The sequence below is a fragment of the Burkholderia sp. BCC1985 genome (assembly GCF_905339915.1).
Lineage (GTDB): Bacteria > Pseudomonadota > Gammaproteobacteria > Burkholderiales > Burkholderiaceae > Burkholderia.
Genome location: NZ_CAJPGY010000078.1, coordinates 1 through 16,478 on the forward strand (window position 1 = coordinate 1; position 16,478 = coordinate 16,478).

Annotated in this window: 14 protein-coding genes and 1 pseudogene; 3 read left to right on the forward strand and 12 right to left on the reverse strand. The window is 65.2% G+C overall.

What is annotated here, in order from left to right; all coding sequences use genetic code 11:
• Positions 1-127: 127 nt before the first annotated feature.
• The gene (locus U4Z31_RS35975) at positions 128-940 is read right to left on the reverse strand and encodes a hypothetical protein (protein ID WP_321812887.1); all 813 of its coding nucleotides are present in this window, start codon (positions 938-940) and stop codon (positions 128-130) included.
• A gap of 159 nt (positions 941-1,099) precedes the next feature.
• Positions 1,100-1,915 (reverse strand): helix-turn-helix domain-containing protein, encoded by an 816-nt coding sequence (locus U4Z31_RS35980; RefSeq protein ID WP_321812888.1) that lies wholly within the window; start codon positions 1,913-1,915, stop codon positions 1,100-1,102.
• Between the two features lie 120 nt (positions 1,916-2,035).
• Between U4Z31_RS35980 and U4Z31_RS35985 the strand changes: the two genes are divergently transcribed.
• Entirely contained in the window at positions 2,036-2,695 is a 660-nt protein-coding gene (locus U4Z31_RS35985) for a glutathione S-transferase family protein (protein WP_124524199.1), read from the forward strand.
• Positions 2,696-2,740: 45 nt separating this feature from the next.
• Here U4Z31_RS35985 and U4Z31_RS35990 read toward each other — a convergent pair whose 3' ends face one another.
• From U4Z31_RS35990 to U4Z31_RS36035, 10 genes are all read right to left on the reverse strand, one after another.
• A complete protein-coding gene (locus U4Z31_RS35990) occupies positions 2,741-3,829 on the reverse strand; it encodes a porin (RefSeq protein WP_321812889.1) in 1,089 nt (362 codons plus the stop codon).
• 217 nt (positions 3,830-4,046) lie between these two features.
• On the reverse strand, positions 4,047-4,382 hold the full coding sequence (locus U4Z31_RS35995) for a Rieske (2Fe-2S) protein (RefSeq protein ID WP_044848342.1): 336 nt from the start codon (positions 4,380-4,382) through the stop codon (positions 4,047-4,049).
• Positions 4,383-4,385: 3 nt separating this feature from the next.
• Positions 4,386-4,697: a YciI family protein gene (locus U4Z31_RS36000; RefSeq protein ID WP_321796337.1), complete on the reverse strand. Its 312-nt coding sequence runs from the start codon at positions 4,695-4,697 to the stop codon at positions 4,386-4,388.
• A gap of 5 nt (positions 4,698-4,702) precedes the next feature.
• On the reverse strand, positions 4,703-5,578 hold the full coding sequence (locus tag U4Z31_RS36005; RefSeq protein ID WP_044848368.1) for an intradiol ring-cleavage dioxygenase: 876 nt from the start codon (positions 5,576-5,578) through the stop codon (positions 4,703-4,705).
• Positions 5,579-5,607: 29 nt separating this feature from the next.
• Complete coding sequence (locus U4Z31_RS36010) at positions 5,608-6,675, reverse strand: maleylacetate reductase (protein WP_044848340.1); 1,068 nt, start codon at positions 6,673-6,675, stop codon at positions 5,608-5,610.
• A 7-nt stretch (positions 6,676-6,682) separates the two neighbouring features.
• Positions 6,683-8,149, reverse strand: a complete 1,467-nt coding sequence (locus U4Z31_RS36015; RefSeq protein ID WP_321812890.1) for an aldehyde dehydrogenase family protein — start codon at positions 8,147-8,149, stop codon at positions 6,683-6,685.
• A gap of 40 nt (positions 8,150-8,189) precedes the next feature.
• Complete coding sequence (locus U4Z31_RS36020) at positions 8,190-9,209, reverse strand: hydroxyquinol 1,2-dioxygenase (protein ID WP_044848338.1); 1,020 nt, start codon at positions 9,207-9,209, stop codon at positions 8,190-8,192.
• Positions 9,210-9,251: 42 nt separating this feature from the next.
• Positions 9,252-9,746 (reverse strand): hydroxyquinol 1,2-dioxygenase, encoded by a 495-nt coding sequence (locus U4Z31_RS36025; protein WP_321812891.1) that lies wholly within the window; start codon positions 9,744-9,746, stop codon positions 9,252-9,254.
• A gap of 114 nt (positions 9,747-9,860) precedes the next feature.
• Positions 9,861-10,790, reverse strand: coding sequence for a LysR family transcriptional regulator (locus U4Z31_RS36030; RefSeq protein WP_321812892.1), 930 nt, complete (start codon positions 10,788-10,790; stop codon positions 9,861-9,863).
• 145 nt (positions 10,791-10,935) lie between these two features.
• On the reverse strand, positions 10,936-12,186 hold the full coding sequence (locus tag U4Z31_RS36035) for an MFS transporter (RefSeq protein ID WP_321812893.1): 1,251 nt from the start codon (positions 12,184-12,186) through the stop codon (positions 10,936-10,938).
• An 848-nt stretch (positions 12,187-13,034) separates the two neighbouring features.
• On the opposite strand from U4Z31_RS36035, the gene U4Z31_RS36040 reads away from it, so the two are divergent.
• Both U4Z31_RS36040 and U4Z31_RS36045 read left to right on the forward strand, forming a co-directional pair.
• Positions 13,035-15,803, forward strand: a complete 2,769-nt coding sequence (locus U4Z31_RS36040) for a type VI secretion system Vgr family protein (protein WP_321812894.1) — start codon at positions 13,035-13,037, stop codon at positions 15,801-15,803.
• 18 nt (positions 15,804-15,821) lie between these two features.
• A pseudogene (locus U4Z31_RS36045) lies at positions 15,822-16,478 on the forward strand (hypothetical protein); the annotation flags it as partial.

The following is a 16,478-nucleotide window of genomic DNA, read 5'->3' on the forward strand; positions in this document are numbered from 1 at the left end:
GGCTGTGCCGACCGAACACCGACCGCACCACAATCGCACGCAATCGCGCAGACGACCGGCGCCGAAGCACGCGACATGCGTGCCCCCGCAAGCCGGTCGGCATCACCGCCCTGCACACGAAAAAACCCTACTTCGACAACTTCAGCTTCTTCGCCAACACAACCCCGCTCGACGGACTCACCAGCGAGATCACATTGATATCCATATGCACCCTGGAGATCCGGGTCGTAATGTCCGTCGGCTCGTCGATACTCGGATCGGCATGCTCGACTTGCTCGGTCAGATAAGGCCGAACCAGCCGCCCGGAAAACACGAGCGCGAAGTCGCCATGCGCTTGAGCGTAGACGGCGGGCGAAATCCGCATCCGGCTGCGAACCGTGGTCTTTTTGCCATGCCCGGATTCGAGTTCGATGATGTCGATCTGCTGGATGTACCCTTTCGCCTTCGCTTCGGGGGCGATCACGAGCCCTCGCCCTCGTGGCCCCTTCGTGACCTTCCGGAGCAGGATGCCCGTCCGGTCGCCGTGCTCCGCGTCGAACAGGTCGACGTCCAGCGTCAACAGGTGCCGCTGCGACCGGTACCTCAGCCCGTACTGCACCGGCACCACGAACGTCACGTCGCGATCCAGGCCGACGGCCGCCAGGTCGGGATTCGGGGCATACCGGTCGGTTGCGTCGGAGACCAGGCCGCGAACCCGGTCGCTCAAGGAAGGCGGCGCGGGGCTGATGTGCAGCTTCTTCAGGGCATCCCGAATGGCAACCGGGTCGTCGCCGACGATCGGTCGTGCGGGCGACGCGTCGTGATCGGCAGCAGGCGCGACGTGCGTCGTGCCGTCGACGGCCTCCGCCTCTGCATGCGCCGCGACGGGCGCCAGGATCATCGTCAAAGCGACGACGCACGCGAAGCTCGAACGCCCCAACTTGGATTTCCGATGAAACACGAAGGCTCCTGATTTTCTTGCGGATCGGTCAACGACGAGCACTATAGGGTGGAATGATAGGCAACGCATCCATTGTTTGAAATTCACCGATGCCCTGAGCGCCCCTTCGCCGGTTCATTGTCAGCCCGAAAGCAGGCCAACGCCCGCTCATCCGCAACCTCACCCCTGCCGATCCTCCCGCCGATACTCCGCCGGCGCCTTCCCGACCAGCTTCCGAAAATCGCGCGTGAAATGCGCCTGGTCGAAATACCCCAACGCCTGCGCCAGTTCCGCGAGATCGACCGGCTCGCCGCCGGCGAGTTTGTCGGCCGCCTCATGCAGGCGATAACGACAGATCACCCACTTCGGCGTCACGCCCACATAGTCGGAAAAGAGTTGCTGCAACGTGCGCTCGCTCAACCCCGCGCGCTCGGCCAGATCGCGCACCTGCGTGAGCCCGATATCCTGCTGCAGCATCTGCAAAATGCCATGAATACGTTCGACCTGCGGATCGGCCGGCGGCAGCACCCGCAGCAGCAGCGCCTCGGCAGCCGCCACCATTCCGGCGTCATCCTCGGCACCGAGCACGGCGTCTTCGGCTTGCGCGTCGCCGCAATCGAGCAGCGTCGACACCGGCAGCACCTTGTCGGTCGACAAATGCACCGGCTTGCCGAAGAACGCCCGAAACGCGCCCGGCCGGAACCGCAAGCCGATCACGCGCCCGGCCCCGGCCAACGTCGTCTCGAACGCCCCCGACACCACGCCGAAGATCCCCGTCCGCCGCCGGTCGAACACCAGATTCACGCACGGATACGGCAGCGTGCGCTGCACATACGACGGCTGGTCGCGCAGATCCCATTCGACGATCCAGTGGTGATCCAACACCCCGGCCAGATCGGCACACGGGTAATAGCGATTCAGGCGGAAGCGCTGATTGAAGGCTTTCGGGCCGACGACGCCTTTGGGCGTCTCGGTCACGTTACGCAAGTCGGCCATGGTGACGAACCGTTGAGGTGACTGCGTGATGATGCACCGCCGCAGCGGATTTTTCCAAGACGAAGCCGCGCGGCTGTCCTAAATTGGGCGACCTGTCCCGAATGCACACCGGAGCCCGCGATGCCGCAAGACCGCCACTTGACCCTGTTCCACTCCCCCCGCAGCCGCTCGGCCGGCGCGCGGATGCTGCTGGAAGAACTGAGTGCCGACTATGAACTGCACGCGTTCGACCTCTCCACCGGCAAACATCACGAAGCCGACTACCTCGGCATCAACCCCCTGGGCAAGGTTCCCGCGCTGCGTCATGGCGACGTGATCGTCACCGAGCAGGCCGCCGTCTACATGTACGCGGCCGAGTTGTATCCGGAAGCCGGCCTGTCGCCGGCGCCGGGCGATTCGCTGCGCGGGCCGTATCTGACCTGGATGACGTTCTATGGCTCGTGCCTCGAGCCGGCCATCGTCGACCGCTCGATGAATCGCCCGCCCGCCGCCTACTCGACGTCGCCGTACGGCGACTTCGATACCGTGATGATGCGGATCGATGCGCAACTGGCGAAAGGGCCCTACCTGCTGGGCGAGCGCTTTACGGCGGTCGACGTGCTGTGGGGCTCGGCACTGAACTGGACGACGATGTTCAAGCTGGTACCCGAAACGCCGCGCATTCGCGCGTACATCGATCGCGTGCTGGCGCGCCCGGCGATCCAGCGCGCGCAGGCGGCGGATGCGGCGCTGGCGGCGGAACAGGACAAGGCCAAGGAGGCGGCCGCAGCGGCGCGGTAGCCGGTTGGCGGGCGGACCGCGACGCCGGTCCCGCCCGCCGCGCCATCAGAACATCGTATGCAGGCCGACCCGCGCCACCGCCTGACTCGCTGAACTCGACGCCCCGTTCGGATCGAGCACGCCGTTGATCTGCGCGTTCGCGCCGCTGTTCGCGCGCTGATAATCGGCGGACACGTAGACCATCGTCCGCTTCGTGAACAGGTATTGAAGCGCGACGCTGACCTGATGCGCATGGTTGTCGTTCACGGCTTCGTTGCCCTTCATGTACATGTACTTCGCGCCGAGAAACACGTCCGGCCTGATGCGCCACACGCCGCCGGCCTCGGCCATCCACACGCCGGCATCGTTGAACGAATTGTGCACGGTGGTCAGCAGCGCCTTCGCGCTCACCGCACCGAAGTCGTAGTGCATCCCGACACCCCAGTTGCGCACGCTGGTCGACGGCGTGCCGGGCGCCGGGCCGTACTTCTCGTTCGTATATGCGGCACCGATGCCGAGCGCGCCGACTTCGTAGTTCAAGCCCGCGCTCACGGCATTGTCCGCGCCGATGGAACCGGCCACGCCGCCGAACGCATACATCACACCGCCGGAAAACCCCGCGACCGTCGGCGAAGTGTATTTGACCGAATTCGCGACCGGCTTGCTGCCTGCCGTGCGATCCCAGTCGAACGCGCCGGTCGGGTTACCGGGCAGCGCGAGACGCTGGAACGGGCCATTCCTGAATCCGTACAGCCCCGAGATGTCCATCGAGATCGCATTCCCCTTCGCAAACAGCGAATCGACCATGAAGTCGTACTGATTCCCGAGCCTGACGCTGCCGAACCGGTCGCTCTCGATGCCCACGTATGCATTACGTCCGAAGATCCCGGTCCCGATGATGCTGCCGTTCGCCATCGAGAACTGGTTCACGAGCGCGAACGTCGCGTGATATCCGCCGCCGAGATCTTCCGTGCCGCGAAAGCCGAACAGGTTCGGCGTGAAGATGCCGTCGTCGAACTTGACGTTCTTCCCGCCGCCCTCGTTGCTGACGTACGAGATGCCGCTGTCGATCAGACCGAACATGGTCACGCTGCTCTGTGCGTACGCACCCTGCGCGATGGCCAGCATCGCGAATACTCCAAACCTGAGCTTCATTGCGTCTCCGTCTTTTTTTGAAATTCGAGCCGGTCGCCCGCCACGTCGCGAACGATCCGCTCATGCTTCGTGAAACAACACCTTCCCCCACCCGGATCAGGCTTGCATCCGGGCCGGTACAATAAAATTCATTTAGTTTTGCTTATCGACTTTAACGAATGAAATCCCGCGTATTTCCGATTTCATCCAGCCAGATGCGATCGGGCCGTCCGCCGGTTCAGGCGCTCCGACAGATCACCCACGCCGCCGCATCCACCTCGACGGCCACGGCTTCCAGCCCGGCACCCGAGCACGGCCCGTCGATACACACCCCGTCGTCGAACCGGAACAGCGCACTGTGATGCGCGCACATCAGCACCTGGGATCGATAACAGGAAACGCTGCCCGGCACGAAATCGAGCGGAACCGAGAAATGCGGGCAACGATTCACGTAAGCCCACACCTGCTCCCCGCGCCGCACGACGATGACGGGACGTCCGATGCACGCCTCATCGACGACCCGCGCGCCACCATCCGGCACATCGGCGAAGCGACAGAGTTGCGTGGCACCCATGACTCACGCTCTCCGCTCGGGATTGCCGAGGCTCCAGTCCCACGGACGCACCTCGACCCGCGAGAACAGCCCTTCCTTCACATACGGATCGTTGCCGACGAACTGCATCACCGCATCGATGTCGTCCGCCTCGACGACGAGCAGCGTGCCGTTCATCGCATCGCCCTGCGGATCGAGCGTCGGCCCGCCGAGCCGCACATACACGCCGTGCTGCGCGGCGGAACGCAGGTAGGTCCGATGCGTCGGCCGCACGCGGTCGCGCACCTCGCGCATGCCGGGCTGGTCCGTCGCAAACACCGCAAAGAATCGCGCCATGTCGGTCAGCTCCGGTCGAGCACGAAGTCGTACGTCGCCTCGCGATACGGGCCGCTCAAGCCGACCCGGCGCGCGAGTTCGTCACCCGCCGCACGCGGCCGATAGGCGACCATCAGCGACGGCTTCACGCCGAAGACGGCATCCGACTGCAGATACGCGTCGTTCTCGTCGAACAGATGCGTGACGAGCTTGCGGTAGCCCGGCGCATCGATCATGAAATGCAAATGCGCGGGCCGCCACGGATGGCGCCCGGTGGCATCGAGCATCTTCCCGACCGGGCCGTCGGTCGGAATCGGATAGCTGACCGGCAGGATCGTCGTGATCGCGTAACGACCTTCGGCATCGGTCCGGTAGCGGCCGCGCAGGTTGCCGTGCGGCTGCGCCGTATCCTGCCCGGAATACATGCCGTTTTCGGCGGTCTGCCAGACGTCGAGCACGGCGTCCCGCACCGGCGCGCCGTCGGTCGTGAGCACGCGGCCATGCACGACGACCGGCGTGCCGGGCGTGAACGCCATGTTCTCGCCATACGCGCGCTCGGGCATGCCCTCGATGTAGAACGGGCCGAACACGGTCGTTTCCGTCGCGCCGGTGGCGAAGCGATGGTTGATCGCATCGACCAGCATCGACACGCCGAGCGTGTCCGACAGCAGGATGAATTCCTGGCGCACGACGTCGTCGCACATCTGCCCGGTTTCGGTCAGGAAGCGAATCGCGGCCATCCACTCGGCCTCGGTCAGCTCCGTTTCGCGGACGAACGCATGCAGGTGCCGCACGAGGCTCTGCATCAGCACGCGCAAGCGCGGGTTCGGCGTACCGTCGAAGCTGGCGACGACCTGCTCGGTCAACCGCGTGTCGCCGTCATCATGATGATCATTCGTCACGTTCGTCTCCTTTGTATGCAGCCGGCCGCTCACTGCGGCTCGCGCCCTTCCCACGCATGCTGAAGCAACTCGCGGATCGGCGCGCGCTCGATCGGCCGCGGATTCGCGTACGGGTTCCGGCACGCGAGGTCGGCAGCTTCGTCGAGGCCCGCTTCCGGCATTCCGATGTCGGCCAGCGCCGCCGACAAGCCCAGTTGCCGGTTCAACCGGAACAGCAGCGGGCCGGCGTCGGCCGCGTCGGTGCCGCCCAGCGCCCGCGCGACGCGGCGCAGCGCGTCGGGCGCCGCCGCATGGTTGTAGTGCGCGGTATGCGGCAGCATCGCGGCGTGCGTCTGTGCGTGCGGCAGGTTGAAGGTGCCGCCGAGCGTATGACAGAGCTTGTGATGCAGCGCCATGCCGACCGCACCCAGGCACGTGCCGGCGAGCCAAGCGCCATACAACGCGCGGCTGCGCATCTCGCGGTCGTCGGGCGCGCGCACGATCGCCGGCAGCGCTTCGCCGAGCGCACGAATCGACTCCTCGGCCATCAGGCTGATCACCGGGTTCGCATCTTCCGCGTAGAGCGCCTCGACCGCATGCGCCATCGCATTGACGCCCGACGCCGCCGAAATCCCCGGCGGCAGCGACAGCGTCAGGGACGGGTCATACAGCACCGTACGCGGCAACACGCGCGCGTCTCGTCCGGTGCGCTTGAGCCGGCCTTCCGTGAGCCCGAAGATCGGCGTCATCTCCGAGCCCGCGTAAGTCGTCGGCACGGCGAGGATCGGCAGCGACGACTCGAGCGCAATCGCCTTGCCGAGCCCGATCGTAGAGCCGCCGCCGATCGCGATGCAGCAGTCCGCGCCCAGCTCGGCGGCCATCTCGCGCGCGGCGCGCGCCACCTCGACCGGCACGTGCATCACGGCCTGCGCGCACACGCCGGCCGCACGCTCGCCGAGCACGGCCCGGACACGTTCGGCGAGCGGCTGCTGCTCGGGCGTCGACAGAATCAGCGCCCGCTGCGCGCCGAGCGCGGACAACTCGTCCGGCAGCCGTTCGAGCGCGCCCCATTCGAACACGACGCGGGACGGCGTTCCCTGATAGACGAAGCGCTCCATCTCGGCCTCAGCGCTTGAAGTGCGGCGGCACCTTGCCGTCGACGTTGACCCACACCGAGCGTGCTTCCGTATAGTCGTGCATCGCCTCGAAACCCATCTCGCGGCCATAGCCCGACTTGCCGATGCCGCCGAACGGGCTGCCCGGATTGACGCGCTTGTAGCAGTTGATCCAGCACATGCCCGCGTCGATCCGCGACGCCATCCGGTGCGCGCGGGAGAGATCGTTGGTCCACAGGCCGCTGCCGAGCCCGTATTCGGTCGCGTTGGCGATCGACAGCGCTTCCTCGTCGCTGCCGAAGCGCAGCACGGTGACGAACGGGCCGAACACTTCCTCCTGCGCGACACGATCGGCGGCGTTCTTCGCTTCGATGACGGTCGGGCGCACGTAGTAACCGTTCGCGAGTGCCGCATCCTGCGGCGCGCTGCCGCCCGCGAGCACGCGGCCGCCCTGCTCGCGCGCGACGTCGACGAACGACAGCACGCGGTCGAGGTGCTGCTTCGACGTCAGCGGGCCCATCTCGGTGTCCGGGTCCAGCGGGTTGCCGACGCGGATCGACGACGCCAGCGACACGAAGCGCTCGAGGAATTCGTCGGCGATGCGCTCATGCAGCACGAGCCGCGAACCGGCGATGCACGCCTGCCCCTGGTTGTGGAAGATCGCCCACGCGGCGCCGTTGATGGCGGCGTCGAGGTTCGCGTCGTCGAACACGATGTTCGCGCCCTTGCCGCCCAGCTCCAGCTGCACGCGCTTCAGGTTGCCCTGCGACGCCTCGACGATCCGGCGGCCCGTCGCCGTCGAACCGGTGAACGCGATCTTCCCGACACCGGGGTGTTCGGCGAGACGCTGGCCGGCCGTATGCCCGTAGCCGGGAACGATATTGACGACGCCTTCGGGAAACCCGACTTCGGCCATCAGTTCGACGATGCGCAGCGTCGACAGCGGTGTGATCTCCGACGGCTTGAGCACGACGGTGTTGCCTGCCGCCAACGCCGGGCCCATCTTCCAGCTCGTGAACATCAGCGGGAAATTCCACGGCACGATCTGGCCGACGACGCCGATTGGCGCGCGCTGCACATAGTTCAGGAAGCCGGTTTCGACCGGAATCACCGAGCCCTGCAGCTTGTCGGCCATGCCGCCGAAGTAGCGGAAGCAGCCGGCCGTGCGCGGCACGTCGAGCGCGCGCGAATCGCGGATCGGGTGGCCGGTGTCCAGCGATTCGAGCTGCGCGAGTTCCTCCGCGTTGGCTTCGATCGCGTCCGCGAGGCGCAGCAGCAGCCGGCCGCGCTCGGCCGCCGGCATCGCCGACCACTTCGGGAATGCGCGGGTCGCGGCTTCCACCGCGAGGTCCACGTCCGCCGCGGTGGCGGCGGCGATCTTCGTGATCAGCGAGCCGTCGTGCGGATTGAGCACGTCGATCGTGCCGCGCTCGACGGCGTCGACGAAACGGCCGTCGATGAAGAGTTGGGTTTGCATGAATCGTCCTCGATGGTGTGCTTGTGCGAGCCGGCGCGGCTCAGAACTCGATCGGATACGGCGCCAGCTCGCCGCTCTCGTATCGCTGCGGAAGGTTCGGCGTCGCGTTTTCCCAGACCAGCAGCATCGAACGCTTCGTCGAGTAGCCCTGGTGCCGGATGTCGGCGGGCATCGCGCAGATGTCGCCGGCCCGCATCGTGACGCGCGCGCGCGGCGCGCCGGTGTTCTTGTCGCCGATGTCCCACACGATTTCGTCGGACAGTTGCAGGAACCATTCGACGCGGTCGTTGCCGTGGAATACCGGCAGGATGAATTCCTCGGTGGTCGGGCAGAACAGGCTGCGCCCGCACACGGAGGTCACCGACGGATTCCACGTCACGTCCGAACGCGACAGATACTTGAACAGGTTGAACGCATGCAGCTCGCCTTCGAAGCCCGGCTTCACGTGCACTTCCGGCTCGTCCTGAGCGACGTCGAGGAACGCGCGGTTCACCGGCAGATCGTCGCGCAGCGGCGAGTCGCCTTCGAGGCCCGGCATGCGGCGCGTCGCGATGCGCGTGCGTTCGATCGCGGAGCCGTTCTCGCCGTGCTTGCGCCCGAACGCCGTGCCGGTTTCCTCCGGCGCCGCGAACGGATCGAAGCCTTCGTTGGTCCAGTCGTGCAGCATCGCCTTGAAGGTCGCCATGATCGTCGGCGTTTCGAACGTCTCGGTGTAGTCGACGCCGGCTTCCTTCAGGATCCCGTTGAACGTGCCCGCATAGACGTCGACCTTGCCGTAGTGATTGCGCGTGCCGAACACGTGATCGAAATTCACCCAGCCGTAGAAGAAGCCCCACGCGACGTCGCGCATCATCGCGCGCAGGAATGCGTCCGCGGGAATCGCGTGCGTGCGGGTCTGGCCTTTCGCCGGCCAGCTGATTTTCACGAAATACTCGTCGCGCTGGAACGCGAATTCACCGAGGTGGAAGCGGCGGTAACCGGTGACGGCATCGGCTTGCGTGGCCTGCACCAGATCGGCGGCGAAGCCTGCGGAAAGATCGAGGGTCTCGAGGGTGGCCATAACGTGTCTCCTGGAATAGTTGAATCTTCGCGATCGAATCGATCAGTGCAGGCAGATGTCGGCCCACTTCTCGACGGACAGCTCGCCGAGCACGGTCTGCACGAGCGCGACGCCCGGCTTGCCGGCGGTGAAGCGATACGCGCAGCCGGCCGGCAGCAGTGCCTGGTGGCCCTTGCGCAGCACGACATAACCCATCTCGCGGCCCGCCGGCTGCGTGCCGGCGCTCACGGTGCCGCGGCCGGTGGCGGGCGGGTTGTCGAGCTTGATGAAGTCGATGCGGACTTCGCCATCCATCTGGATCGCGAACTCGTCGTGCGCGCACGCGAACCACGGCGACTGGCCTTCGGTGCGCAGCACTTCGATCACGTATTCGAGGTTCTTGCCGGCGACGACCTTTTCGTAGGGCGCCGACTTCGATGCGATCTCGAAGACGTTCGAGAACGCGTAGTGTTTTGCGCTGCCGCTGGTGATTTCGATCTCGCCCTTCGTGTAGCCGTCGAGCGAGCCAAAGACGGTGTGGAATGCCGTGTCGGTCATTGCTGTCTCCTGAGTTGAACCGCTTGTTGGATTCAACTTTAGGGGCGACGACGCCCGTCAACAAGGCAACGGAGCGCGACTACGGCATTTGCGTTTCGCGAATAATCGCTTCGCTCAACGAACCCAGCCACGCTCCAGCAGCGGACGATCCCACGGCGACTCGTCGCCGATGTATTCGACGAGGAATTCGACCAGCGCCTTCACCTTCAATGCCTGTCGCTGCGTTGCGGGATAAACGGCGGCGAAGCTCAGCGGCGCGATCTGGAAGTCGGTGAGGATGGGCACCAGCCGGCCCGCGACGAGCGCGTCGCTCGCGACCAGCGTGGGCAGGCACACGACGCCGCCGCCCGTCAGCGCGTACTCGCGCAGCAAGTGCACGGAGTTCGAGCGGATCATGCCCGGCAGCTCCATTTCGACGACTTCGTTGCCGCGCGTCAGCGTCCAGCGGTTGCGTGATGGATAACCCGAGTACAGCGCCGTGGTGTGCTGCAGCAATTCGCGCGGATGTTGTGGCGCACCATGCGCATCGAGGTAGGCCGGCGACGCGCAAAACAGGCGTCGGACCACGAACAGGCGCCGCTCGATCAGCGACTCGGATATCGGCGGAAAGATCTGGAACGCGATGTCGAACCCTTCTTCGACAGGGTCCACGACACGGTCATTGACGATGATGTCGAGCTGGATGCCCGGATAGCGGCGATTGAATTCGGCGAGCGGCACGCCGAAGTGATCGAGCGCGAAGCCGGGCAACATCTGGATGCGCAGCCGCCCGGTCGGCGTCGCGCGCAGCTCGCGCATCTGGTCGGTCAGCTCGTTGACGCGCCCCACGACTTCCGCGCATTCGCGGTAGAAGGTCTCGCCCACTTCGGACAGCCGCACGTGGCGCGTGCTGCGATGGAACAGCGGCGCGTTGACGAACTTCTCCAGCTGCTGGATGCGGTTCGTCACGACCGAACTGGTGACCCCAAGCTGCCGCGCCGCTTCCGCGAAGCTGCTCGCCTCCGCGACCCTGACGAACGCCTCGATGCTCAGAAACCGGTCCATGCCGCACCTTTCCCGAAAGCCAAACCGGCAGTCTAACCGCACCTGCCGGCCGGGTGGGTCACGCCGAACGCGTCACACTGTCACCTGACGGGTGTCAATCCCGCCGGCCGCCGGCCACCGGGAACCGGTACGACCGCGCGGCACGTTACGGCTGCTTGCCCGCCGACAGCTCCGGCTGCACGCCCACGCGGCGCTGCAACACGGCCGGGGCCGTCTCCCGCAGCAGCATGCTGACCACGATGCCGAGCAGCACCGCGCCCATCGGCAGCCACAGAATGTTCTGGATCCCGAAGTGCGCGGCGACGTAGCCGCCCATCGCCGGCGCGATGCCGCCGCCGAAGATCTCGCCGCAACCGACCACCACGCCGATCGACGTCGACACGAGGCCGACGGGCGCGGCTTCGGTCGCGACGGGGCCCGACAGCAGCGACACCAGCCCGAGCGTGAAGAACGACGCGACGAACAGGACAACGAACAGCACGACCGGTTGCGGACCGAGGCCGCGGAAGATGTAGAGCATCACCGCCGTGCCGGCGAAGCCCGCGATGCTCGCGAGGCGGCGGCCCACCACGTCGGACAGGCCCGGCAGCCCGAACTGCCCGAGAAAGCCGCCGAAGCCGATCGCCGACACCACGAGGCCCATCTTCTGCGTGCCGAGTGCAAGGTAATCCGTCAGGTACAGCGGCAGCAGCGCGCCGAGCACGAACACGCCGGTCATCGCGCAACACAGGGCGGCCATCGCGACCAGGATGTTGCGGCTCTTGAGCACATGGCCGAGCGACGCCGGCGCGTGCTCCGACACGACCTCCTTCGCGCGCTTCGGTTCGCGGATCACGAAGAACATGATCGCGCCGAGGATCAGCCCGGGAATCGCCACGAGCGCGAACACCCAGCGCCACGACACGACGTTGAGCAGTTGGGTCGCGATGATCGGCGACAGCGCCAGCCCGAACAGCGCGAAGCCGCTTTGCTGCAGCCCGAGGTTCAGGCCGCGCCGCCGCGGGTGCGACGCGTCGGCGGTGGCCGCGAAGCTGGTCGGGCAGAACGAGCCTTCGGCGACGCCCATCAGCCCGCGGATCGCGATCAGGCCGAGCAAGCCGCCCGCGAGGCCCGAGAAGCCGGACAGCAGCGAGAACACGATGATCGCGGGAATCAGGACCTTGCGGCGGCCGATCTTGTCGGAGATGCCGCCCATCAGCGCCGCGAAGATGCCCCACGACAGGCCGAGCACGCCGATGCAGTTGCCGACGTCCTGCGCGCTCAGGTGCAGATCCTTCATGATCGAAGGGAACAGCGGCGCGATGAGCCAGCGGTCGAGGCCGACCAGGCCGAAGCCGAGCGCCAGCAGCGTCACCGCCTTCCACTCATAGGAGGTATCCCACTCGTTTGCTTTCATGTCTGTCTCCGTGGATTGGTCCGCTTGCGCGCGCCGGGGCGTCCGCGCATCAGCCAGGTCCGTTGTCTTGGGTGTGCGACGCGACGTGAGTCGCGAGGAAGTGGCGGCCGCCTGTCCGGCTTCTTTCCGGGTGCAGGCGTCGAATTCAATCAGCCGACGCCCGAACGATAGGTGCGCGCACGCGGATCGGGTATGGAACAACCGGCGAACGCGCCATTCGCGAAACGCAAATAATCGCGGCTGCGGGCGGGAAAGGTCGGTGGAGAAGCGCTGTGCGAACGGCGGCGGCGTTGAAGCAGCGCGCCTTCCCCGGTTACGGGGGAATCCCTCATAGACATCAGCGGCGCCCGCAGGCGACGCCGCTTGCGCGACCGATGAACGCGGTTCAGCGCGCCGCCCGGCCGCGCGCTGATCAGGTGGCGTCGAATGACGAGACCGGCAACCGGCCGATGCGCTCCGAGCGGGCACGAAGCAATCCGTCCACATGTTTTTCGTCAACGCAATGAGCCGCCATTTTCTTCGATATCAGACGGATCTTATCTTCAAAATCCGAAAATCGATTTTATTTAAATAAAAAAGCCCGCACGACAAACACACAATCCGACATAACCAACTTATACCCTAATTTTCGCCGATCAATACAAGACTTTTCAAAACCACCCAAATCGCCGAAAAAGGAAAAATACCGTTTCGAACCAACCGTCTATTCACATAAAAACAAAAATACATTTATCAAGACCTGCAAGCTTGATATTCTCGACGCGAATTTTCTATCCAATTTCCTCATTTCAAACAGGATCACATTTCAAACAAATCCCAATCAATAAAAAAGCAATGAGATTATGGCGATGTCGATAGCAAGAACATTTCGGGAATTTGCGACCAGTCTGACCGACGGGAGCACGCGCCCCGTCGATCTCCATTTCGGCCGGGCGCAGCGCGCGGTCGGCCACTTGCTTGCGCTCCATCACGCCGATATCCGCGAAGGCCTGATGTCCGGCATCGACGGCGAACTGACCTGCGTGTCGAGTCACGATCATCTGTCGCCGACGCTGTTTCTCGGCCTGCCCGTATCGGTCCGGCTGACGACCGACCGCGGCAGTACGCGTGCGATCAATGCGATCGTGCGCGAAGTGCGAACCGGTCAATCCGACGGCGAACTGACCGTCTATCAATTGCACGTGTGTGACGCGCTGTCGTTGATGGACCGTCGCACCAACGCCCGCGTGTTCCGATCGCGCCACGTGACGGAGATTCTCGCGACGCTGATGAACGAGTGGAAACTGCGCAGCCACGCACTCACGCGCGCATTCGATTTCGACCTGTCCGGCTTGCAGGCCGATCGCTATCCGGTGCGCGAACTCACGCGGCAGGTCAACGAGTCGGACGCTCGTTTCATCCGGCGTCTGCTGCGTCGGGAAGGTATCACGGTCTTCGCGAAGGCCGAGCCGGCCGGAGCCGTGCGCGGCATGAACGACGCGTGGCCGATTCATACGCTCGTGTTTTGCGACGACCCGCATCGCCTGAAGGAAGCGCCGGCCGGTACGCTGCGGCTTCACCCGCGCGACGCCGGAACCGAACCACGCGACACGGTGACGCTTTTTGCGCACTGCCAGAGCGTGTCTCCCGGCCAGGTCCGCCGCGCGTCCTGGGACTACAAGCCAGCGCGTGCAGATGACTCCACCGCTGTCACGGACCTTGACCAGGGCGAAGCGGGGAACGACCTTGCGCGCCTGCTGACTGACGCCGTGATCAACATCCCGCACGTCGGCGACTCATGGCGCGATCACGATCGCATCACGCGCGACCGGATACTGGCGCATCAGTTCGAAGCCGAGCGTTACGACGGAATCAGCAGCGTACGCGACCTGCCCGTCGGCCACTGGTTCACGCTGACGGGCGACCCGGAGCTGGACATGCGGCCGGCCGATCGTCGCCAGTTCGTCGTCACGTCGGTTCGGCACGATATCTGGAACAACCTGCCGAAGCCGCTCGCGGGCCGCGCGCACACGTTGTTCGCGGCGAGCCGGAACCTCGCGCAAACGGCTGCGCCGGCATCTGTCGATCTGCCGGAGCAAACCGACACGCGCTATGAAAACCGTTTCACGTGCGTGCGACGCGGCGTGCCGCTCAAGCCCGCCTATGATCCGAAGGTCGACGTACCGCCGGTGCACCTGCTGACCGGCACGATCGTCGGCGCGCAGGGCGAGGAAGTGTTTTGCGACGGGGCCGGCCGCGTGCGCGTGCTGATCCACGGGCACGATCCGGCCGATCATGCGCACGCGCAAGGCGCCGGAACGAACGGCCGGGCCGGCGACAGTGCGCCGATTCGTGTCGGAACAAGCCTCGCCGGAGGCAACTTCGGCGCGCTCTTCCTGCCGCGCGTCGGCATGGAAGTGCTGCTGGGATGTCTGTCCGGCGACCCGGACCGGCTGGTCATCATCGGAGTACTGAGCAACGGCGCGAACCCGCCCGTCACGTTCACCCATACGGGCGCGCTCCCCGGCAACCGCTTCCTGTCGGGCATCAAGACCAAGGAAATCAACGGCCGGCGCTACAACCAGCTTCGTCTCGACGATACGCCGTCGCAAATCTCGGCGCAGCTGGCGAGCGAACATGCGCATACCCAACTGAATCTCGGCTATCTGACCCAGCCGCGCGAAAGCGGACACGGGAAGGATCGCGGCGAAGGTGCCGAGCTGCGCACCGACGCCGCCGCGGCACTGCGCGCGGCGCAGGGCATCCTGTTGTCGACCTATGCGCGCACACGGGCCACCGGCGGTCAGCTCGATCGAGACGAACTGATTCGGCTGCTCGACGAATGCACGGCGCTGTTCAAATCGCTCGGCGACTATGCCGGCGAGCATGGCGGACAGTCGGCCGATACCGCCGGTCAGGACAACGTCGCCGATGCGTTCCGCAACTGGACGCCTGACGGTGCGCGGCCCGGTGCGACCGGCGATGCGCCCGCGTTGATCGCGTTCGGCGCGCAGTCGGGGTCGCTCAACGTCACGCCCAGGACGCACGTCATGTATGCGGGCGAGAACATCGATCAGATCGCGCAGCAACACGTTCAGGTCAGCAGCGGCGAGCGCATCAAGCTGCATGCCGGTCGTGGTGTCGCGATGTTCGCGCACAGCGACGGCGTGTCGGCGATCGCGAATCACGGGAAGGTCACGATTCAATCGCAGCACGACGATACGCAGGTCGATTCGGCGAAGAACCTTCAGTTGACGGCCAGTGGCGGAAACCTCGTCGGCACGGCGAGCGATGAAGTCGTGTTCGTCACGTCCGGCGGGGCGTATCTCAAGCTGCGCGGTGGGGATATCGAACTGGGATGTCCGGGGACATTCACGGTGAAGTCGGCAGGGCATGTGTGGGACGGGCCTGCAAGCATGAGTGCGGACATGCCGAAGTTTGGTCAGGACACGCTTGGCCGCGTACCGAAGCTGGTCCGATCCACCGACGGCAACGCGGCTGCGGGATTCGAGGGAGAGGTCAAAAGGCCGTCCGGACCGCTATCGAACTTGTCGAGCGATGCGGCGGGCCAACTTCCGGCCGTCGATGCTGACCAGTTCGAGAGACTGGCTGTGCAGTTCATCAAAAACAATACATAGGATCGCGAAGGAAACTGCATGACTGATTCATTTCTTGACCCTCCGCTGATGGCGACTGCTCATCGCGACCAACCTGCGGCGAAAGTCAATGCTTACGACGTAGCTGTGTCGCGGCCGGCACCGCCGCCGATCGTCGTCGGCCGGGGCGAAGGCGTGACGATGTTCGCGAAGAACACGCCGCTCATCTGCATCAAGCAATTGCCTTTGCCCGGTATCGTGATCTTCGTGCATGGGGTGAATTCCGAAGGCGAATGGTTCGAGGCGTCGGAGGACGGGCTGTGCAAAGGCCTGAATCGCAGGCTCGGGCGTCTGGACGATCAGATGATGTATCACGGTATCGATGCGGGGCAATTGACGCCCGCGAAGTACACGGAGAGCGTGACGCCGGATGGGTTTCTCAATCCGAAGCTGCTTCCCAATAACTACGTCAAGCCCGAGCCGTCGTTCTCGCCCGTCATTCATTTCCGCTGGGGCTATCGCGCGACTGCCGCGGAACTGAAGGAGTACGGCGACAAGATCTTCCTGAACGAGAAGGACTATTGGGGCGGCGGCCCGTTCACGAACGGCTGCGCCAGTCTGCCCGATCTTTGGCACGGCGGGCTGGATGATCGAACGATGGGGTGGATGACCGTGCAAGGCATCAACCCGACCAACCGGCCGCTGTATCGCGCGCCC